Source organism: Actinoplanes xinjiangensis (assembly GCF_003148685.1).
GTDB classification, from domain to species: domain Bacteria; phylum Actinomycetota; class Actinomycetes; order Mycobacteriales; family Micromonosporaceae; genus Actinoplanes; species Actinoplanes xinjiangensis.
The window spans coordinates 106,742-126,645 of record NZ_QGGR01000012.1; the positions used below are offsets into that span (position 1 = coordinate 106,742).

Below are 19,904 nucleotides of genomic sequence, written 5' to 3' on the forward strand. Positions count from 1 at the left end.
GTGCGTTCGTTTCGGGGATCCGGCCCGTCACCTCGCCTGCGGTGATGGGCGCCGCAGGCGGGGCCGGGGTCAGGCGGGGATGTCGCTGAGCTTGAGGCGCTTGCGGAAGACCCAGTAGGTCCAGCCCTGGTAGAGCAGGACGATCGGGGTGAAGGCGGCGGCGACCCAGGTCATCACGGTCAGCGTGTACGGGGTGGACGACGCGTTCGTCACGGTGAGGCCGCCGGCGGGGTCGAGGGTGGACGGCATGACGTTCGGGAACAGCGTCACGAACAGGGCCGCCACCGCGAGCACGATGGTCGCCCCGGTCGCCGCGAACGCCCGGCCCTCACACCGTGCCCGGGTCATCGGCACGGCGGCGAGCAGGGCCGTCGCGGCCGACACGGACAGCGCGATGCCCCAGCCGTCGAGGTTGGCGAGACCGGTCCAGATCAGGAACGCGGCGGCGATCGGGACGGCGACCAGTGCCAGGCGTGCGGCGAGCCGGCCGGCGTCGGCACGCATCGGACCGTCGGTCTTCAGGGCGAGGAAGACGGCGCCGTGCAGGGTGAACAGGGCGAGCGTGGTCAGGCCGCCGAGCAGGGCGTACGGGTTGAGCAGGTTGAGGAATCCGCCGACGTACTCGTGCGACGCGTCCAGTGGCACGCCGCGCAGGATGTTGGCGAACGCGACGCCCCACAGGACCGCCGGGATCAGGCTGCCCCAGAAGATCGCCAGGTCCCAGCCGCGTTTCCAGCGGACCGAGTCCCGTTTGCCGCGGTATTCGAAGGCGAGGCCCCGGACGATCAGCGCGACCAGGATGAGCAGCAGCGGCAGGAAGAACCCGGAGAACAGGGTGGCGTACCACTCGGGGAACGCCGCGAACGTGGCGCCGCCGGCGACGAGCACCCACACCTCGTTGGCGTCCCAGACCGGGCCGATGGTGTTGATGGCGAGGCGGCGGGACCGGTCGTCGCGCCCGAGCACCGGCAGCAGGATGCCGACGCCGAAGTCGAAGCCTTCGAGCAGGAAGTATCCGGCCCACAGGACGCCGATCAGAATGAACCAGACGGTGGTGAGTTCCATGGCTCCTCAGCGATTCAGTACGCGAACGCGAGCGGTTTGTCGGCTTCATCGGTCTCGGGTGCGATCACCGGGGCTCCCGCGGCCGCATATTTCAGGAAGAGCCCGATCTCGATGACCGCGAGGATCCCGTAGAGCACCGTGAGGACGATCAGTCCCGTGGCGGCCTCCGCGGTGGAGACCGCCGGCGACCCGGATTCGGACGTCTTGAACAGGCCGAACACGGTCCACGGCTGCCGGCCCATCTCGGTGAAGATCCAGCCGAACGAGTTGGACAGCAGCGGCATCGCCACCGTGCCGACCGCCGCGATCCACAGCCACCGCGACCGTGGGCTCCGGGTCCCGCGGGTGAACCAGAGTGCCGCCGCCGCGATCAGCATGGCCAGCGCGCCGAAACCGATCATCAGCCGGAACGACCAGTAGGTCACCGGCACGTTCGGCACGTAGTCGCCCGCGCCGTACTCCGCGGCGTACGCCTGCTGGAGGTCGTTGATCCCCTCGACCTCACCGGACGGATCACCCGTCGCCATGAAGGACAGCAGCGACGGGATCCGTACCGAATAGAGCTCCTCCGACCCGTCGAGGGAGCCGACCGTGAAGATCGAGAACGAGGCGGACGAGGTGTTCTCGTAGAGCGCCTCGGCGGCCGCCATCTTCATCGGCTGCTGCTGCGTCATCACCCGTGCCTGGAGGTCGCCGGTGACCAGCACACCGAGCCCGGCGATCAGCACCACCCACGCGCCCAGCCGCAGCGACGGCCGGAACACGTCGTCCTGGTTCCCGCGCCGCAGGTGCCAGGCGCTGACCGCGAGCAGCAGCGCCCCCGCGGTGAGGAAGCAGGCGGTGATGGTGTGCGGGAAGGTGACGAGCGTCGTCGAGTTGGTGAGCACCGCGGTGATGCTGGTCAGTTCGGCCCGCCCGTCGCCCATGGTCCAGCCGACCGGGTGCTGCATCCACGAGTTCGCGGCCAGGATGAAGTAGGCCGACAGCATCGTGCCGATCGACGCCGTCCAGATCGTCGCCAGGTGCACGCGTGGCGGCAGCCGGTCCCAGCCGAAGATCCACAGGCCGAGGAACGTGGACTCCAGGAAGAAGGCGAGCAGCCCCTCGATGGCGAGCGGGGCACCGAAGACATCGCCTACGAAGCGTGAGTAGGCCGACCAGTTCATGCCGAACTGGAACTCCTGCACGATGCCGGTCACGACACCGATCGCGAAGTTGATCAGGAAGAGCTTGCCCCAGAAGCGGGTGGCCCGCAGGTACTTCTCCTTTCCGGTGCGTACCCAGGCGGTCTGGAGTCCGGCCACGAGCGCCGAGAGCCCGATCGTTATCGGAACGAAGATGAAGTGGTACACGGTGGTGATCCCGAATTGCCACCGCGAAAGATCGAGCGCGTCCACTGGCGTCCTTTCCCCGACGTCGATGCACACTCTTGATCAGGCACTTCACGCCCGATCAGGGCCGAAGGTCCCGCGTTGTGGGAACAGAGGGCAGGTTCGCCGGGGCCCTCGAAGATCGCTGAGAACGGAAACATGAGACGCGTAGCGTGATTTCGTGGATCTGCACACCGTCACCGAAGTGATCAGCCCCGCCCGGCCCGGTCAGTGGCGGCCCGGCGACGCCTGGATGGGCGGGGGGACCGCCCTTCTCGGCGAGCCGCGCCCGGACGTGACCCGGCTCCTCGACCTGGCGGCCGCCGGCTGGCCACCGCTCACCGTCCGTGACGACGGGGTGGAGATCGCGGCCACCTGCACCATCGCCGAGCTGGCCGACCGGCTCGGGCGGCATCCGATCGTGCTCCAGTGCTGCCACGCGTTCCTGGCGTCGTTCAAGATCTGGAACGTGGCCACGGTCGGCGGCAACCTCTGCGCCGCGCTACCGGCCGGGCCGATGATCTCGCTGAGCGTCGCGCTCGACGGGACGTGTGTGCTGGTCGGCCCGGACGGCGGGGAACGGCGGGTGCCGGCCGCCGCGTTCGTCACCGGCGAGGGGACGACCGTGCTGCGCGACGGGGAGTTCCTCCGGGCGATCCACCTTCCCTCCGGTCCGCTCGGGGCGCGTACGGCGTACCGCCGAGGGTCTCTGCACCGGCACGGCCGCTCGGCCGTCCTGCTGATCGGCCGGGCCGACCCCGACGGCGCGATGTCGCTGACGGTGACCGCCGCGACCCGCCGGCCGTACGTCTTCCGTTTCCCGTCGCCGCCGTCGGCGGCGGAGGTGGAGGCGGCGCTGGACACCATCCCGGCCGGCGACTACGTCGACGACGTGCACGGGCGGCCGCTCTGGCGGCATCACCTCACCCGCCACCACGCGCGTCAGATCAGGGCCGATCTCGTGTCCTGACAGGTGCTTCCGGCCGCACCCGGCGGCCGGCAGGAAGGCAACGCAGATGACCATCGAGATCAACGGAACACCGCACGACCGCACGCCGCTCCCCGGCCAGTGCCTGCGCACCTACCTGCGCGAGGAGGGCTGCTTCGGGGTCAAGAAGGGCTGCGACACCGGCGACTGCGGAGCGTGCACCGTGCACGTCGACGGCACCCCGGTGCACTCCTGCGTCTATCCGGCCTTCCGGGCGCGGGGACGCAGCGTGACGACGATCGAGGGCCTGGCCGGCCCGTCCGGTCTGCATCCGGTGCAGCAGAGCTTCCTCGACGCGCAGGGTTTCCAGTGCGGCTTCTGCACCGCCGGCATGATCATGACGACCGCGGCCCTCACCGGGGAGCAGCGCGCCGACCTGCCGCGCTCCCTCAAGGGCAACCTCTGCCGATGTACGGGCTATCGCGCCATCACCGACGCGATCGAGGGCAGGCCGTCGGCCGTATGCCCGGCACGAGGCGCCGCCGTCGGATCGAACCTCGGCGCCCCCGCCGGACCACAGGTGGTCACCGGCACCGCCCGCTACACGTTCGACCTGGACGTGCCCGGCCTGTTGCACCTCAAGGTGCTGCGCTCCCCGCACGCGCACGCCCGGATCCTGTCGATCGACACCGCCGGCACGCTCGCCGTGCCCGGGGTGGAGGCGGTGCTCACCCACAAGGACGCGCCCGACCGGCTGTTCTCCACCGCCCAGCACGAGAACGAGGCCGAGGACCCGTACGACACCCGCGTCCTGGACGAGGTGGTGCGTTTCGTCGGCCAGCGGGTCGCGGCGGTCGTCGCCACCTCGGAGGCCGCCGCCGAGGAGGGCGTCCGGCGGCTGCGGGTCGACTACGAGGTGCTGCCCGCCGTGACCGACCCGGTGCGGGCGATGCTGCCGGGCGCGCCGCTCGTGCACGGCGACAAGGGGATCGCCGAGGGCATCGTGCGCGCCGACGCCAACGTGGTGGGGGAGCTGCACGCCGGGATCGGCGACGTCGAGGCCGGGTTCGCCTCCGCGGACGCGGTGTACGAGGCGACGTTCCGGACGCCGCGGGTGCAGCACGCCAGCCTGGAGACGCACGGCGCGGTCGGCTGGCTCGACGACGACGAGCGCCTGGTCATCCGGTCCAGCACGCAGACGCCGTTCCTGACCCGGCGGGCCGTGTCCCGGCTGTTCGGGCTCTCCCAGGACCGGGTCCGGGTGGTCGCCGGCCGGGTCGGCGGCGGGTTCGGCGGCAAGCAGGAGATGCTGGTCGAGGATCTGGTGGCGATGGCCGTGCTGCGGACCGGCCGCCCGGTGAAGTGGGAGTTCACCCGGGCCGAGCAGTTCACCGCGGCGACCACCCGGCACCCGTTCGTCATCACGGTCAAGGCCGGCGCGTCCCGGTCCGGGGAGATCACCGCCCTGCAGCTGAACGTGCTCGTCGACACCGGCGCCTACGGCAACCACGGGCCGTCGGTGATGCACCACGGCTGCCACGAGACGGTCGCGGTCTACCGGTGTGCGAACATCCGGACCGACGCCGTCACGGTCTACACCAACACCGTGCCGGCCGGGGCGTTCCGTGGCTACGGGCTCGGCCAGGTCACCTTCGCCGTCGAGCAGGTCCTCGACGAACTCGCCCGCATGATCGACATGGACCCGGTCACGTTCCGGGAGATCAACGTGGTCCGGCCCGGCGACGACCTCACCGCGCCCGGCGCACACGTCCCCGACCTCGGCATCGCCAGTTACGGCCTCGACCAGTGCCTCGACCGGATGCGCGCCGCCGCCGCCACCTCGGACCCGGCCCCCGAGGGCTGGCTGGTCGGCGAGGGCATGGCGATCGCGATGATCGCGGCCGGCCCGCCCGGCGGCCACTTCGCCGACGCCACCGTCACCCTGCTCCCCGACGGCCGCTACGAACTCGCCGTCGGCACCGCCGAATTCGGCAACGGCAGCACCACCGTGCACGCCCAGATCGTCGCCGACGAACTGCGCACCACTCCCGACCGGGTGGTCATCCGGCAGTCCGACACCGACGTGGTCCGGCACGACACCGGCGCCTTCGCCTCCACCGGTGTCGTCGTCGCCGGCCAGGCCGTGCTCCGGGCGGCCCGCGCGCTGCGCGCCCGGATCCTCGCCGCCGCGGAGCGCTCACCGTCCGACATCGGCTGCCTCACCGCCGACCGGGTCGCCGGGATCAGCCTCGCCGGGCTCGCGCCCCTCACCGAGAGCGGACATTTCGACGGTACGCCGCGGTCGGTCGCCTTCAACGCCCAGTGGTTCCGCGTGGCCGTCGACCCCGGCACCGGCGAACTGCGCATCCTGCGCTCGGTGCACAGCGCCGACGCCGGTGCCGTGCTGAACCCGCTCCAGCTCCGTGGCCAGATCGAGGGCGGCGTCGCCCAGGCCATCGGCGCCACTCTCGCCGAACACGTCGACATCGACGACTCCGGGCGGGTCACCACGGCCGCGTTCCGGCAGTACCACCTGCCCACGGTCGCCGACGTCCCGGTCACCGAGGTGCATTTCGCGCGGACCGTCGACACGATCGGGACGCTGGGTGCCAAATCGATGAGCGAGTCGCCGTACAACCCGGTGTCGCCCGCCCTGGGCAACGCGCTCCGCGACGCCATCGGCCTTCGTCTCACCGACCTGCCCTACACCGCCGACCGCATCTGGCTGGCCATGCAGTCCGGCCCCGCCTGAGCACCCGGCGTTTTCCCGGCTGGTCGTGAGCGCTGTCTCGAGGCCCTCGAGACAGCGTTCACGACCAGCCCGATTCAGCTTCGTGCGGTCATGTCGCCGGTGGCGGGTGCGCCCTCGGCGAGCGCGTACCGCAGGAGCACGGCTCCCTTCGGGGTGGTGAACGGCGGCTCGACCAGCGTCAGGTTGGCCGGGACCTCGCCGCCGTCGAACACCTTCTTGCCGATGCCCAGTACGACCGGGTGCAGCCACAGGTTGAGCCGGTCGAACAGGCGCTCCCGCAGCAGGCTCTGCACCAGGTCGAGGCTGCCGATCACGTGGATGTTCTCGTGCCGGTCGCGGATCTCGTTGACGGCGGTCACCAGGTCCGGGCCCAGCAGCGTCGAATCCGCCCACTCCAGGTTCGGTGCGCCGCGCGAGGCCACGTACTTGGGCACGCTGTTGAACAGGGTCGCGATCCCGCCGTCGGGACCTTCGTCCTGCTTCGGCCAGTACCCGGCGAAGATGTCGTAGGTCTTGCGGCCCAGCAGCAGGGCATCGAGCCCGCGCATCCCGGCGGCGACCTGCTCACCACCGGACTGGTCGAACAGCGGTGCCTGCCAGCCCCCGAACGGGAACCCGCCCTCGGTGTCCTCGTCCGGTGCGCCCGGAGCCTGCCCCACCAGGTCGAGCGTCGCGAACAGGTCGAGATGAATCGTGCCCATCGTGTCCTCCGGTTCGGTTTCGTCAGGAGTGCGTCACCGATACAGACCGGCCCCGGCTCCCGAACTCATCGGTCCGCGGAGACACGATTCCCATCGATGTTGACATCCGTTGGCTAATGCCAGTAGCTTATTGGTTAACGGAGTTAGCCAAGCTGGGGAGACGGAACATGACCGAGTACATGAGCATCGCCGGTGGCACGATCGCCTACGACCTGGCCGGTGAGGGGCCGCTGGTGGTCCTCGCGCACGGCATGGGCGACAGTCGCCACTCCTACCGCTTCGTCGCCCCGGCCCTGGTGGCGGCCGGATACCGGGTCGCCAACGTGGACATCCGCGGCTGTGGGGACTCCAGCCTCGGCTGGGACGGATACAGCCGCGCCGACATCGCCGGCGACCTGGTCGCCCTCGTGCGTCACCTGGGCGGCCCGGCCGTGATCATGGGGCAGTCGATCAGTGGGGGCGCCGCGACGATCGCCGCCGCCACGGCGCCGGACGTGATCGCCGGAATCATCGAACTGGCGCCGTTCACCCGCACACAGACCGTCTCGCTGGGCGGGCTGCTCCGCGTCAGGCGTCACCGGACCGGGGTCATCCGGCTCGGGATGACCATGGCCCTGGGAAGCCTGGCCAGCTGGAAGAAGTATCTTGAGGTGGCGTACCCGACGAAGCCCGCGGACTGGGACGGTGAATTGGCGCGGATCGAGACCACCTTGAGCGAGCCCGGTCGCATGAAGGCACTTCAGGCCATGTGCAAGACCGACCCGGGCCAGGCCGGCGCGCATCTGCCCGATGTCACGTGCCCGGTTCTGATCATCGAAGGCGGCCTCGACCCCGACTGGGCCGACCCCCGCGCCGAAGGCGAGAAGATCATCGCCGACCTGCCCGCCGGGCTCGGGCAGCTGGCGATGATCGAGGGCGCCGGTCACTACCCGCACGCCCAGACGCCGGACGAGGTCGTCGCGCTGTCGCTGCCCTTCCTCACCAGGACGCTGACACGTGCCTAGAGCCGGACTCGACCGGACCGCGGTCACCGTCGCGGCCGCCGACCTGGCCGACGAGGTCGGTTTCACCGGGCTCAGCATGGGCCTGCTCGCGGAACGGCTCGGCGTCAAGACGCCCTCGCTCTACAAGCACGTCACCAGCCAGGCCGACCTCGCCCACCGGATCGCGGTCCTGGCGATGAACGAGTTCGCGGATGCCATCCGCGACGCCATCCAGGGACGGGCCGGCCGCGAGGCGCTCGTCGCCGGTGCCCATGCGATGCGTGCCTGGGTGCTGAGACACCCCGGCCGGTATGCGGCGGCCAACCTCGCCGGCGTGACCGGGCCCGACGACCCGTTCATCCCGGCCGTCCAGCGGGTACTGGACTCCTGGGCGGCGATGCTGCACGGGTACGGCCTGGACCCGGGCCAGGAGATCCACGCTCTGCGGATGTTGCGCAGCATCCTGCACGGCTTCGCGACCCTCGAGGCCGTGGGCAGCTTCCAGATCGCCGCCGACGTCGACGACAGCTTCTCCTGGATGATCGACTTCATCGACCACGGACTCAGATCGCACCGGTCCGACCCGCTGAGCGCCCGCTGACGGCCCGGTCGCGGGGGATCGCGGCGCGGAAGATCCGGGTGGCGGGGTACGCCGGCAGCGGTGTTGCGGATTGCCGGGAGAGGACTAGATTGCGGCTAAGGTGATCGATCGACCTGGATGGCTGTCATGTTCGAACAGTTCACCATCGTTACCGACCCCGTCGGCGGATCCGTGGCGCTGTCCGCGATCTTCGCTTCGTTGTCACTGCTCACGCTGTTCCTGTTGCTCGGCGTCCTGCGGATGCGGGCCTGGCTGGCCGGCCTGATCTCGCTGGGTGTGGCGCTCGTCGTGGCGGTGGCCGTCTACTCGATGCCGATCGGGCAGGCGCTGCTGTCGGCGAGCGAAGGGGCGGCGTTCGGCTTCTTCCCCATCCTGTGGATCGTCGTCAATGCGATCTGGGTCTACAACCTGACCGTCGTCAGTGGGCACTTCGACGTGCTGCGGCGCTCGATGGAACGGGTCAGCCCGGACATGCGGATCCAGGCGATCATCGTGGCGTTCTGTTTCGGGGCGCTGCTGGAGGCGCTGGCCGGCTTCGGAACCCCGGTCGCGGTGACCGTGGTGATGCTGATGGCGCTCGGGTTCCGGCCGTTGCAGGCCGCGGCGGTGGCACTGATCGCCAACACCGCGCCGGTCGCCTACGGGGCCCTGGCCACACCGATCGTCACGCTGGGGACGGTCACCTCCGGTGCGGTCGCCGACCCGCGGCTCACCACCGAGACACTGGGCGCGATGGTCGGCCGGCAGACTCCGATTCTGGCGGTGGTCGTACCCCTGGTGCTCGTGGCCGTGGTGGACGGCCGCCGTGGTGTCCGGCAGACCTGGCCGGTCGCTCTCGTCGCGGGTCTGACCTTCGGTGCCGGGCAGTTCGTCGCGTCGAACTACGTCTCGGTGCCGCTCACCGACATCGTCGCCGCTCTGGTCTCGGCGGCCGCCGTGGTCCTGCTGCTGCGCGTCTGGCGCCCCGCCGAGTCGCCCGACCTGCACACGCCGGCCACCGAGGACGGGCCGACGACCGGCCCACCGGCCGCGGGCGGCGAGCGTGTGACCGCCGGTGACGCAGACCCGAGGACGGACGGTGGGGCCCGGGTGATGTCGGGGGTGCCGCGGCGCGATCCGCCCGGAGAGGTGCTGCGCGCCTACGCGCCGTACCTGATCATCATCGCGATCTTCTCGGTGGCGAACCTGGCGCCGGTCAAGAAGGCGCTGGCCGGGGAGCCGTGGACGGTGGTGTTCGCCTGGCCGGGACTGGACGTGCTGGGCACGAACGGCAAGCCGCTGTCGTCGGTGAACTTCACGTTCGGGTGGCTGCCGGCGGCGGGCACGCTGATGATCCTGGCGGGGATCCTGACGGCGGTGGTGCTGCGGATCCGGCCGGATCCGGCGGTCCGCGCGTACGGGCGCACCTATGTGGAGTTGCGCCACGCGATCGTGACGGTGATGGCCGTGCTGGCGCTGGCGTACGTCCTGAATCAGTCGGGTCAGACGGCGACGTTGGGTGCGTTCTTCGCGGCGGCCGGTGGCCTGTTCGTGTTCCTGTCGTCGATCCTCGGGTGGATCGGGGTGGCGGTGACCGGCTCGGACACGTCGTCGAACGCGCTGTTCGGGGCGTTGCAGGTGCAGACGGCGGTGAACACCGGCCTGGATCCGGTGCTGCTGGCGGCGGCCAATTCGTCCGGTGGTGTGCTGGGCAAGATGATCAGCCCGCAGAACCTGGCGATCGCCGCGTCGGCGGTCGGCATGGCGGGCCGTGAGGGCGACATCTTCCGGCGGGTGGTGGGCTGGAGTCTGGTGCTGCTGCTGTTCATGTGCGTGCTCGTCACGTTGCAGGCGACGCCGGTGCTCGACTGGATGGTGCCGCGGTAGCGGCGTAGCGCCCGGGGCTGATGCCGAGGATCCGTTTGAAGTGCCGGTGGAGATGCGGCTGGTCGTGGAATCCGCTGCCGGTGGCGACGGCGCCGAGGGGCCGGCCGGTGAGGATGAGGCGGCGGGCGACGTCGACGCGGCGCGAGATCAGGTACTGGTGCGGGGCCATGCCGAATTCACGGCGGAACGAGCGGACCAGATGCGCCGGGTCGAAGTGCAGGGTGGCGGCCGCGGTGGACAGCGGCATCCCGTCGACGATGTGTGCTTCCAGCAGGTCGCGGAGGGCGTGGGCGGTGGCCCGGCCGGGCGGCCGGGCGCCGGGAGGTTCCCCGAGATGGGTGCGGAGCCGGGCCAGGGCGAGGGCGAGCAGGTCCTCGGCGGCAGGAACATCCTCGGGGGTACGCACCAGCCGGTGTACCCGGGAGATGGCCTGGTGCAGAGCCCGGTCGGTGATGGCGGGGGTGTCGACGCTGGCCCCGATCAGGTGCGCCGGCAGCTGGTCCCGGTCCAGGTAGAGGACGCGTTTGCGGAAGCCGCCGGGCCGGGCGGACGTGCCGTTGTGGGGGACGTGCGGGGGCAGCACGGTGATCAGGTCGCCGTAGGCCCCGCGTTCGTGGCGGTCGAGGTCGTAGCGGACGGCGCCGTCGTCGACGAGGAGCACGGCCCAGGTGTCGTGGGCGTGCATGGGGTAGGCGTGGTCGTCGAAGTGGGCGTGCAGCACTTCGGTCACGCCGTGCAGTGGTGGCCGCCAGGCTTCGAGCCGGTGCACGTCAAAATCGTACAAGACCTGGTGGCCGGCCTGTGGCGACGATGTGACCCATGAGGTTCAACACCAAGATCGCGGTGATTCTGCGGGACGACCTGCTGACGTGGCAGCGGCTGAACGTGACGGCTTTTCTCGTGTCCGGACTGGGTTCGGTGGCTCCGGAGGTGGTCGGGGAGCCGTACCGGGACGCCGGTGACGTGGAGTACCTGCCGATGTTCCGGCAGCCGGTGATGGTGTTCGAGGCCGGGAAGGAGGTGCTGTCCGCGGCGCACGGGCGGGCGCTGGGCCGGGCGCAGGTGGCGGTGTTCACGTCGGATCTGTTCACCACCGGGCACGATGCGGCGAACCGGGAGGCGGTGCGGGCGGTGGCGACGGCCGACCTGGACCTGGCCGGGATCGCGGTGCACGGTCCGCGCAACGTCGTCGACAAGATCGTCAAGGGTGCGTCGATGCACCCATGAGGTAGGTCGTGGTCTCCGCCTCCGGTCGCCGTGGTGTGGCCGGGGGCGGTTCGTCGTCGACCGGGTATCCGCAGCGGACGACGAGGTAGGGGTGGCAGGGTTCGCCGACGAGGGTGGCGAGCAGACCGCGTGGCCAGGGTGCCTCGACGGGTTCGCTCATCGGCGAGCAGGCGATGCCGCGCAGCGTGGCGGTGAGCAGTACGGCGGAGAGGGCCTCGCCGGCCCGGAACCAGTCGGCCGGGGTGTCGCCGGGGCCGTGCAGGATCAGATACCGGGCGCCGATGTCACCGTCGCCGGTGGCCGGGCCGTGCAGAGCACGCATCGGTACGGGACGCAGTCCGCCGCCGGACGGGGTGCCGGTGGCCCAGCGCGCGACCTCGGCGGTGTGGCCCGGCCGGTGCGCGGCGTCCGAGGCGGCGCGGGCGGTGGTGGCCGCGAGCAGGGGGATCTCGTCGCGGCGTACCGGATGGGTGTGCATCCCGTGAGCGGCGGCGGCCCGGCGCAGCTCGGCGATGATCTCGTCGCCGGGGGGCTGGGCGCGGAAGGGCCGCCGGTCGGTGTGCCGGTGCGTGATGGCGGCGGCGAGGCCGGTGTCGCACTGGTCGGCGGGGCTGCCGAGCACGAGCCGGGCCAGCGGGTCGTGGCCGCGCTCGACGAGGACGTCCCAGCCGAGGGCGTGGATCGCGACGGTCGCGTGGTGCAGCGCGGCGCCGCAGCTGAGCAGAACGAGGTGCTGCCGGGGGTCGACGTGCGGCAGCAGGCGGGTGGGGTCGGGGCGCAGCTCGGCGGTGTGCCGGCCGATCCGCCAGTGCCAGGGCTGGGTGTTGAGGATCGAGGGGGCGTGCCGGGCGAGGCGGGCCGCGTGTGCGAGAACTGCCGTCCGGGTGGTCATGGTCCCAGCCTGGACCGCGGTGCGGGGGGTCGGCAGGGCCGGAGGTCCTCTACCTGGTGTTTCGATGTCGTGGCGGTCCGTGAAGGTCGACCCTGGCGGAGTTAGTCGCTGTGACCAACAAATACGATGGCCCCCGTTCGGTTACGGAACGTGGAACCTGAACGCCTCTTCAGACGGTTTGGCGACCTCCTCGGTCACGGGGAGTGTTACGCAGCCGTTACGAACGGCCGCGTGAAACTCTCTCGCAAGAGTCGTATGTTGTCCGCAGCAACAAATCGAAACTTTGGCGGCCCGGTAGCGGGCCCGATAGAAAGGAGACGCTGAGGTGTCCAAGAACTTCCGGGTCCTCGCGTCCGTCGCCCTGGCCGCATCCCTGGCCGCGACCTCCGCCTGCAGCAGCACCCGTGACGAGCCCTCCTCGTCGACCGGCGGGTCCGCCTCGAACCTGATCGGCATCGCGATGCCGACCCGGAGCCTCGAGCGCTGGAACAATGACGGTGCCCACCTGGACGACCTGCTGAAGAAGGCCGGTTACACGACCTCGCTGCAGTACGCGGACAACAAGGTCGACCAGCAGATCACCCAGCTCGAGAACATGATCAACCAGAACCCGAAGGTTCTGGTCGTCGCCTCGATCGACGGTACCGCGCTCGGCCCGGTGCTGGAGAAGGCCGCCAAGGCGAACGTCAAGGTCATCGCCTACGACCGCCTGATCAACGGCAGCCCGAACGTGGACTACTACGCCACCTTCGACAACTACCTGGTCGGCAAGCTCCAGGGTCAGTTCATCGAGGAGAAGCTGGGCCTCAAGGACGGCAAGGGCCCGTTCAACCTCGAGCCCTTCGCCGGCTCGTCGGACGACAACAACGCCAAGTTCTTCTTCAACGGCGCGTGGGACGTCCTCAAGCCGTACGTCGAGAGCGGCAAGCTGGTCATCCCCTCGGGCAAGAAGATCGCCGGCGAGGAGGACTGGAAGACCGTCTCCATCACCGGCTGGAAGTCCGAGACCGCGCAGGCCGAGATGGACAACCGGATCAACTCGTTCTACACCGGTGGCAAGAAGGTCAACGTCGTCCTGTCCCCGAACGACTCGCTGGCCCTGGGCATCGCGCAGTCGCTGGAGTCCAAGGGCTACAAGCCGGGCGCTGACTGGCCGCTGATCACCGGTCAGGACGCCGACCTGGCGAACACCAAGAACATCCTGGCCGACAAGCAGTCGATGACGGTCTGGAAGGACACCCGTACCCTGGGTGACCAGGTTGCCAAGATGGTCGACGCCATCGTCAAGGGCGGCACCGTCGAGACCAACGACACCAAGACCTACAACAACGGTGTCAAGGTCGTCCCGGCGTACCTGCTCCCGCCGGTCGTCGTCGTCAAGGAAGACGTCAAGACCAAGCTCGTCGACTCGGGCTTCTACACCGCCGACAAGCTCGGCCTGTAAGTAGCACTCCGGCCGGGCCCACCTTCTGCGGGCCCGGCCGGGTCCCGGTCTCGTCTCACCTAGAGCAAGCGAGTTGTTCGATGGCCAACGACACGACCCCGATCCTGGAGATGCGGGGGATCACCAAGACCTTCCCGGGCGTCAAGGCGCTCTCGGACGTCACGCTGAGCGTGGCCCGCGGGGAGGTCCACGCCATTTGTGGCGAGAACGGCGCGGGCAAGTCGACCCTGATGAAGGTGCTCAGCGGTGTCTACCCGCACGGCACCTACGAGGGCGACATCGTCTTCGAGGGCGAGACGTGCCGGTTCCGCACCACCCGCGACTCCGAGGAGCGCGGCATCGTCATCATCCACCAGGAGCTGGCGCTCAGCCCGTACCTGTCCATCGCGGAGAACATCTTCCTGGGCAACGAGCGGGCCAAGGGTGGCGTCATCAACTGGGCGCAGACCAACCGGCAGGCCGCCGACCTGCTGAAGCGGATCGGCCTGGACGAGCAGCCGGACACCAAGGTCATGGACATCGGTGTCGGCAAGCAGCAGCTCGTCGAGATCGCCAAGGCACTGTCCAAGCGGGTCAAGCTGCTCATCCTCGACGAGCCGACCGCGGCCCTGAACGACGAGGACAGCGCTCACCTTCTGGAGCTGCTGCGCAGCCTCAAGGCCGAGGGCATCACCTCCATCATCATCTCGCACAAGCTCAACGAGATCGCCGCGATCGCCGACAGCACGACGATCATCCGCGACGGCCAGAGCATCGAGACCCTTGCGATGCACGGCGCCGAGCCGGTGTCCGAGGACCGCATCATCCGTTCGATGGTCGGCCGGGATCTGGAACACCGCTACCCCGACCACGTGTCGACGGTGGGCGAGGAGATCCTGCGGATCGAGAACTGGACCGTGCACCACCCGAACGACCCGAACCGGATCGTGGTCGACGACGCGTCGCTGAACGTGCGCGCCGGTGAGATCGTCGGTATCGCCGGCCTGATGGGCGCCGGGCGTACCGAGCTGGCGATGAGCGTGTTCGGGCACAGCTACGGCTCCGGGATCACCGGCAAGCTGTTCCTGCACGGCAAGCCGGTCTCGATCAAGAACGTGTCGGCGGCCATCGAGCACGGCATCGCGTACGCGACCGAGGACCGCAAGCACTACGGCCTCAACCTCATCGAGGACATCAAGCGCAACACCACCGCCGCGCGGCTGACGAAGATCGCCCGTGCCGGTGTCGTGAACTCCGCCAAGGAGATCACCATCGCCGACCGGTTCCGCAAGGACATGCGCACCAAGACGCCCAGCGTGGACGTGCAGGTGGGCAAGCTGTCCGGCGGCAACCAGCAGAAGGTCGTGCTGAGCCGGTGGCTGTTCGCCGAGCCCGAGGTGCTGATCCTCGACGAGCCGACGCGTGGCATCGACGTCGGCGCCAAGTACGAGATCTACGAGATCATCAACAAGCTTGCCGACTCCGGCAAGGCCGTCATCGTGATCTCTTCCGAGCTGCCGGAGCTGCTCGGCATCTGTGACCGGATCTACGCGATGAGCCAGGGGCGCATCACCGGTCAGCTACCCCGTGCGGAGGCCTCTCAGGAGGGCCTCATGCGTTACATGACAATGGAGAAGAGCGGAGCAACACGGTGAGCGCGTCCACCACCCTTCCGGCGCCGGCGTCCTCGCCCGGTTCCGGGAAGAAGACGACCGAGGGCGGCTCGCTCGCCGCCTACCTCGGCGGCAACCTGAAGCAGTACGCCATGATCGCGGCGCTCGTCGTGATCACACTGTGGTTCCAGTTCGACACCGACGGCCTGATGCTGCTGCCGAACAACGTGGTGTCGCTGATCCAGCAGAACGCGTACGTGTTCATCCTGACCATCGGCATGGTCATGATCATCGTGGCGGGTCACATCGACCTGTCGGTCGGTTCCGTCGTGGCCTTCGTCGGCGGCATCTGCGGCCTGATGATCATGCAGTGGGACATCTCCTGGCCGCTCGCGGTGGTCCTGTCGGTCATCCTCGGCGGCGTCGTCGGCGCCTGGCAGGGTTTCTGGGTCGCCTACGTCGGCATCCCGGCGTTCATCGTCACCCTGGGTGGCATGCTGCTCTTCCGTGGTCTGGCGATCAACTACGTCGGCACCACCGTCGGTGGCCTGCCCAGCGACTTCAACGCCCTGGCCAACGGTGCGCTGCCGAACTCGCTCGGCTTCATCGGCAACCTCGACACGGTGACCGTCGTGATCGGCGCGCTAGCCGCGCTCGGCCTGCTGGTCAGCCAGTTCCGCACCCGTCGTGAGCTGATCCGCAACGACCTGCGTACCGAGCCGTTCGCGGCGTTCGTCGGCAAGCTCGTCGTCGGTGTCGCGGCCATCGGTTACCTGACCTGGCTGCTGGCCAACAGCGCCGGCGGCATGCCGATCGTGCTGATCATCGTGGGTGTTCTGGTCCTGCTCTACTCGTTCATCATGAACAACACGATCTTCGGCCGGCACATCTACGCGATGGGTGGCAACCTGCCCGCCGCGATGCTGTCCGGTGTGAAGACCAAGCGGGTCAACTTCCTGCTGTTCGTCAACATGGGCCTGCTCGCCGGTGTCGCCGCGGTCATCACCACCGCCCGCGCCGGTTCGGCGGTCGCCGCCGCCGGCCAGAACTACGAGCTCGACGCCATCGCCGCCGCCTTCATCGGTGGCACCGCGGTCAACGGCGGCGTCGGCAAGATCACCGGCGCCATCATCGGCGCGCTGATCATGGGCGTGCTCAACATGGGCCTCTCGATCACCAACGTCCGCCCCGAGTGGCAGATGGTCATCAAGGGTCTCGTCCTGATCGCCGCCGTCGCGTTCGACATCCTGAACAAGCGTCGCGGCAAGTAAGACCTTCCGGGGGGAAGGAGTCGGCGCCGTCCGGGGGAGCATCCCCGGGCGGCGCTGACGTCTGTCCGGGGATCATCGCGGCGTTCGGCGAACCCGTCATACCGGGCGGGTAGCGTGAACACGTGCCGCCGCGACGGGCGGCCGGAGCCGATGAGGAGAAACGATGACGATCATTCCCGACGACCTTCGCGACCTGCTGGAAAGGCCGCTCTTCGCGGACCTCGCGACGATCCGGGAAGACGGCACGCCGCAGGTCAATCCGATGTGGTATGCGTGGGACGGCGAGTTCCTGAAGTTCACCCACACGAACTTCCGCAAGAAGTTCAAGAACATCAGCGCCAACCCGGCGGTCGCCATCTCGATCATCGATCAGGACAACCCGTACCGGTATGTCGAGATCCGCGGGGTCGTCGACCACATCGACCCCGACCCGACCGGCGACTTCTACGTCGAGCTGGCCAAGCGCTACGACGCGCCGTTCGGTACCGCCGCCCCCAAGGACGCCGCCGACCGGGTCATCATCTACGTGCGGCCGACGTTCGCGGGCGGTCACTGACCACCGGATCCAGCCCGGCGGCCGCGGTGCGGCCTGCCGTTTCGCCGGCGTCGCGGGGACCCCACGGCAGGCGGTGGTTGCGGTCGGGGACGGCTCCGGGCGTACGAGACAACGGTGTTGATCTTATGATGACGCGATGTCATCGCCCGGAATCGTGCTGGACCAGGGATTACTGACCGCCGCCGTCGAGGCGGCCGGCTTCATGCCGGCCGACGAGGGACGTGCGCTCGCCGAGGCCGCGCTCGCCGCACCGGCCGGGCCGATCCTGGAGGTCGGTAGCTACCTGGGTAAATCGACGCTCTACCTGGCCGCCGCGGCCCGCGCCCGCGGCGGCAAGGTGGTGACCGTCGACCACCACCGCGGGTCCGAGGAACACCAGGTGGGCTGGGAGTACCACGATCCGGGCCTGGTCGACCCGCACGTCGGCCGGATCGACACGCTGCCGGGGTTCCGTCGGGCGATCGCCACGGCCGGCGCCGAGGACGTGGTCGTGGCCGTCGTGGCCCGCGCCGAGGACTTCGCGGCCCTGTGGTCGGCGCCGCTGGCGCTGCTGTTCCTCGACGGCAGCCACACCGACGAGTCCGCGCAGCGTGACCTGGCGAGCTGGGCGCCGCACCTGGCGGCCGGCGGGGTCCTCGCCATCCACGACGTGTTCCCCGACCCGGCCGACGGCGGGCAGGCGCCCTACCGCATCTACCGTAGAGCCCTCGACACCGGCGACTACACCGAACTCACCGGCCGCGGTTCACTGCGACTGCTGCGCCGGGACCGCTGACCGCGGCGTCCTCGCCCGGCGACCCGGAGGTGCCGTGCGCGGCGGCCGGGTGCACGGTGCCGGGCGGGCCGGTTCCGGCGTTCCGGAAGATCGCCGACCGGGGGTGGGCCGCGTGCAGGGCGTCGACGGCCAGCACCACCGCCGCCGCCGTCCACGTCGTCCGCTCCACCGGCCAGCGGACCTCGTCGGTGAGCACCAGCCCGGTCCAGTACGAGCCGTCCGGCTCCCGCAGATGCTGCATCGCCGCGACCAGTTCGGCCGCGGCGTCGCGGTCCCCGAGCGTGTCCAGCGCCAGGGCCAGCTCGCACGTCTCCGCACCGGTCACCCACGGCCGGTCGGAGACGCAGCGGGCGCCCCGGCCCGGCACCACGAACTCGTCCCAGCGTTCCCGTAACCGCCGCTGTGCGGGTTCGCCGCGCAGCGCACCGCCGAGCACCGGGTAGTACCAGTCCATCGAGAACCGGCCCTTGTCGGCGAACGCCACCGGATGCCGGCGGATCGCGTGCGCCAGCAGATCGGCGGCCAGATCCCAGTCGGGCTGCGGCTCACCCACCCGGTCGGCGATCGCGACACCACAGCGCAGTGCCTGATGGATGCTCGACGACCCGGTCAGCAGCGCCACCTCGTCACCGGCCGCCCACCAGATCTCCCCGCCCGGCGCCTGACAGCCGGTCACGAAATCCAGCGCGGTCCGCACCGCCGGCCACATCCGGGCCAGGAAGTCGTCGTCACCGGTGCACAGGAAGTGATGCCAGCAGCCGACCGCCAGGTAGGCGGCGTGGTTGGTCTCCGCCGTCGGGTCGGCGACCACCCCGCCCTCCTCGTACCGCGACGCCCAGCTGCCGTCCGGGCGCTGGGTGCGGCGCAGCCAGTCGTAGGCGGCCTCCGCCCGCCCCGTCTCACCGCCGACGTCCAGCGCCATCGCCGCCTCGACGTGATCCCACGGATCCAGTTGCCCGCCGGCGTACCAGGGGATCGCCCCGGACTCCTCCTGCTCGGCGGCGATGCCGGCGACCGTGGCACGGATGTCGTCGGCGCTCAGCACGCCCGGTAGGTCAGGCACCGACACCCACGGTCACCTCCTCCTTTTCCAGATAGATCGCCACACTCTTACCGATCAGCGGGTTGAGGGCCTGCTCGAGCACCCGGGTCAGCGCCGGCTTCTCGGTGATGTCCCAGACCAGCATCCTGTGATAGGCCTTGGTCAGGCCGGCGTCACCGATCGCGCACTTCAGCCACCAGTACGGGCTGTGCAGCGCGTGGGCGAAGCCGTTGCCGGTGACCGTCAGCCCCGCGTCGCGCAGCCGGCCGGACAGCTCGTCCTCCTTGTAGATGCGCACGTGCCCGCCCTCGTTGGCGTGGTACTCGTCCGACAGCGCCCAGCACACCCGCTCCGGCAGCCAGCGCGGCACCGTCACCGCCGCCCGCCCGCCCGGCTTCAGCACCCGGGTCAGCTCCCGGATCGCCGTCACGTCGTCCGGAATGTGCTCCAGCACCTCCGACGCGATGATCCGGTCGAAACTCGCGTCCGGGAACGGCAGAGCCAGCAGGTCACCTTGGATCGTCGTGGCGCTCGCCGTCGCCGGGACCTCCCCGGCCAGCTCCATCGCCGCACACCAGGACGCGGTCGTGGCCAGATCCTTGACGCTCAGGTCCAGGGCGACGACGTCCGCGCCCCGCCGCAACGCCTCGAAGGTGTGCCGGCCCTCGCCGCAACCGAGATCGAGGACCCGCATCCCCGGCCGTACGTCCAGCCGTTCGTAGTCGACGGTCAACAATGTGTCCCTACCTGCCCTTTCATCGTGGTTGTGGGGTCTTGTCTCGCACTTGTGCCCGGCCCGGTCGGGTCCGCTGTCCGCGGCCCGCCCGGCCGGTGTCGTG

Annotated in this window: 18 protein-coding genes; 11 read left to right on the plus strand and 7 right to left on the minus strand. The window is 69.8% G+C overall.

Going from position 1 to position 19,904, the window contains the following annotated elements; genetic code table 11:
• Positions 1–69 precede the first annotated feature (69 nt).
• Complete coding sequence (gene cydB / locus BC793_RS25895) at positions 70–1,065, minus strand: cytochrome d ubiquinol oxidase subunit II (protein WP_109596639.1); 996 nt, start codon at positions 1,063–1,065, stop codon at positions 70–72.
• 14 nt (positions 1,066–1,079) lie between these two features.
• Positions 1,080–2,462 carry a cytochrome ubiquinol oxidase subunit I gene (locus BC793_RS25900; RefSeq protein ID WP_109596641.1) on the minus strand — a complete coding sequence of 461 codons (1,383 nt, stop codon included), beginning with the start codon at positions 2,460–2,462 and terminating at the stop codon, positions 1,080–1,082.
• Between the two features lie 154 nt (positions 2,463–2,616).
• Here BC793_RS25900 and BC793_RS25905 point away from each other — a divergent pair, with 154 nt between their 5' ends.
• Positions 2,617–3,405: an FAD binding domain-containing protein gene (locus BC793_RS25905; RefSeq protein ID WP_109596643.1), complete on the plus strand. Its 789-nt coding sequence runs from the start codon at positions 2,617–2,619 to the stop codon at positions 3,403–3,405.
• Positions 3,406–3,451: 46 nt separating this feature from the next.
• A complete protein-coding gene (locus tag BC793_RS25910) occupies positions 3,452–6,115 on the plus strand; it encodes a molybdopterin-dependent oxidoreductase (RefSeq protein WP_109596645.1) in 2,664 nt (887 codons plus the stop codon).
• A gap of 74 nt (positions 6,116–6,189) precedes the next feature.
• Here the strand turns inward: BC793_RS25910 and BC793_RS25915 are convergent, their stop codons facing one another.
• Positions 6,190–6,816, minus strand: coding sequence for a dihydrofolate reductase family protein (locus BC793_RS25915; RefSeq protein WP_109596647.1), 627 nt, complete (start codon positions 6,814–6,816; stop codon positions 6,190–6,192).
• A gap of 167 nt (positions 6,817–6,983) precedes the next feature.
• On the opposite strand from BC793_RS25915, the gene BC793_RS25920 reads away from it, so the two are divergent.
• The 3 genes from BC793_RS25920 (at position 6,984) to BC793_RS25930 (ending at position 10,266) form a co-directional block, all read left to right on the plus strand.
• On the plus strand, positions 6,984–7,820 hold the full coding sequence (locus BC793_RS25920; protein ID WP_109596649.1) for an alpha/beta fold hydrolase: 837 nt from the start codon (positions 6,984–6,986) through the stop codon (positions 7,818–7,820).
• Positions 7,813–8,400 (plus strand): TetR/AcrR family transcriptional regulator, encoded by a 588-nt coding sequence (locus BC793_RS25925; protein ID WP_109596650.1) that lies wholly within the window; start codon positions 7,813–7,815, stop codon positions 8,398–8,400. The genes BC793_RS25920 and BC793_RS25925 overlap by 8 nt, the downstream gene beginning before the upstream one ends.
• A gap of 117 nt (positions 8,401–8,517) precedes the next feature.
• The gene (locus BC793_RS25930) at positions 8,518–10,266 is read left to right on the plus strand and encodes an L-lactate permease (RefSeq protein ID WP_109596652.1); all 1,749 of its coding nucleotides are present in this window, start codon (positions 8,518–8,520) and stop codon (positions 10,264–10,266) included.
• Here BC793_RS25930 and BC793_RS25935 read toward each other — a convergent pair.
• Entirely contained in the window at positions 10,220–11,035 is an 816-nt protein-coding gene (locus BC793_RS25935) for an AraC family transcriptional regulator (protein ID WP_239169912.1), read from the minus strand. The genes BC793_RS25930 and BC793_RS25935 overlap by 47 nt on opposite strands.
• A 50-nt stretch (positions 11,036–11,085) precedes the next feature.
• On the opposite strand from BC793_RS25935, the gene BC793_RS25940 reads away from it, so the two are divergent.
• Entirely contained in the window at positions 11,086–11,493 is a 408-nt protein-coding gene (locus BC793_RS25940) for a DUF2000 domain-containing protein (protein ID WP_109596656.1), read from the plus strand.
• Here BC793_RS25940 and BC793_RS25945 read toward each other — a convergent pair.
• Positions 11,468–12,385 carry an Acg family FMN-binding oxidoreductase gene (locus BC793_RS25945; protein ID WP_109596658.1) on the minus strand — a complete coding sequence of 306 codons (918 nt, stop codon included), beginning with the start codon at positions 12,383–12,385 and terminating at the stop codon, positions 11,468–11,470. The genes BC793_RS25940 and BC793_RS25945 overlap by 26 nt on opposite strands.
• Before the next feature lie 325 nt (positions 12,386–12,710).
• Here BC793_RS25945 and chvE point away from each other — a divergent pair, with 325 nt between their 5' ends.
• The 5 genes from chvE (at position 12,711) to BC793_RS25970 (ending at position 18,023) form a co-directional block, all read left to right on the plus strand.
• A complete protein-coding gene (gene chvE, locus BC793_RS25950) occupies positions 12,711–13,829 on the plus strand; it encodes a multiple monosaccharide ABC transporter substrate-binding protein (RefSeq protein WP_109596660.1) in 1,119 nt (372 codons plus the stop codon).
• Positions 13,830–13,909: 80 nt separating this feature from the next.
• Entirely contained in the window at positions 13,910–15,463 is a 1,554-nt protein-coding gene (gene mmsA, locus BC793_RS25955; protein ID WP_109596662.1) for a multiple monosaccharide ABC transporter ATP-binding protein, read from the plus strand.
• Positions 15,460–16,692: a multiple monosaccharide ABC transporter permease gene (mmsB, locus tag BC793_RS25960; protein ID WP_203896130.1), complete on the plus strand. Its 1,233-nt coding sequence runs from the start codon at positions 15,460–15,462 to the stop codon at positions 16,690–16,692. Before mmsA ends, mmsB begins: the two co-directional genes overlap by 4 nt.
• A gap of 163 nt (positions 16,693–16,855) precedes the next feature.
• Positions 16,856–17,248 carry a PPOX class F420-dependent oxidoreductase gene (locus tag BC793_RS25965; RefSeq protein WP_109596664.1) on the plus strand — a complete coding sequence of 131 codons (393 nt, stop codon included), beginning with the start codon at positions 16,856–16,858 and terminating at the stop codon, positions 17,246–17,248.
• 136 nt (positions 17,249–17,384) lie between these two features.
• Positions 17,385–18,023 carry a class I SAM-dependent methyltransferase gene (locus BC793_RS25970; protein WP_109596666.1) on the plus strand — a complete coding sequence of 213 codons (639 nt, stop codon included), beginning with the start codon at positions 17,385–17,387 and terminating at the stop codon, positions 18,021–18,023.
• Here BC793_RS25970 and BC793_RS25975 read toward each other — a convergent pair.
• Positions 17,980–19,086 carry a prenyltransferase/squalene oxidase repeat-containing protein gene (locus BC793_RS25975; RefSeq protein WP_249037393.1) on the minus strand — a complete coding sequence of 369 codons (1,107 nt, stop codon included), beginning with the start codon at positions 19,084–19,086 and terminating at the stop codon, positions 17,980–17,982. The genes BC793_RS25970 and BC793_RS25975 overlap by 44 nt on opposite strands.
• Positions 19,079–19,798: a class I SAM-dependent methyltransferase gene (locus tag BC793_RS25980; RefSeq protein ID WP_211340648.1), complete on the minus strand. Its 720-nt coding sequence runs from the start codon at positions 19,796–19,798 to the stop codon at positions 19,079–19,081. The genes BC793_RS25975 and BC793_RS25980 overlap by 8 nt, the downstream gene beginning before the upstream one ends.
• Positions 19,799–19,904: the final 106 nt, after the last annotated feature.

What these genes read in the sequence shown, in the direction of transcription:
- cydB (WP_109596639.1), bottom strand. Translation starts at nt 1,065, where the DNA reads ATGGAACTCACCACCGTCTGGTTCATTCTGATCGGCGTCCTGTGGGCC.
- BC793_RS25910 (WP_109596645.1), top strand. Translation starts at nt 3,452, where the DNA reads ATGACCATCGAGATCAACGGAACACCGCACGACCGCACGCCGCTCCCC.
- BC793_RS25915 (WP_109596647.1), bottom strand. Translation starts at nt 6,816, where the DNA reads ATGGGCACGATTCATCTCGACCTGTTCGCGACGCTCGACCTGGTGGGG.
- BC793_RS25920 (WP_109596649.1), top strand. Translation starts at nt 6,984, where the DNA reads ATGACCGAGTACATGAGCATCGCCGGTGGCACGATCGCCTACGACCTG.
- BC793_RS25930 (WP_109596652.1), top strand. Translation starts at nt 8,518, where the DNA reads ATGGCTGTCATGTTCGAACAGTTCACCATCGTTACCGACCCCGTCGGC.
- BC793_RS25940 (WP_109596656.1), top strand. Translation starts at nt 11,086, where the DNA reads ATGAGGTTCAACACCAAGATCGCGGTGATTCTGCGGGACGACCTGCTG.
- BC793_RS25945 (WP_109596658.1), bottom strand. Translation starts at nt 12,385, where the DNA reads ATGACCACCCGGACGGCAGTTCTCGCACACGCGGCCCGCCTCGCCCGG.
- mmsA (WP_109596662.1), top strand. Translation starts at nt 13,910, where the DNA reads ATGGCCAACGACACGACCCCGATCCTGGAGATGCGGGGGATCACCAAG.
- BC793_RS25965 (WP_109596664.1), top strand. Translation starts at nt 16,856, where the DNA reads ATGACGATCATTCCCGACGACCTTCGCGACCTGCTGGAAAGGCCGCTC.
- BC793_RS25970 (WP_109596666.1), top strand. Translation starts at nt 17,385, where the DNA reads ATGTCATCGCCCGGAATCGTGCTGGACCAGGGATTACTGACCGCCGCC.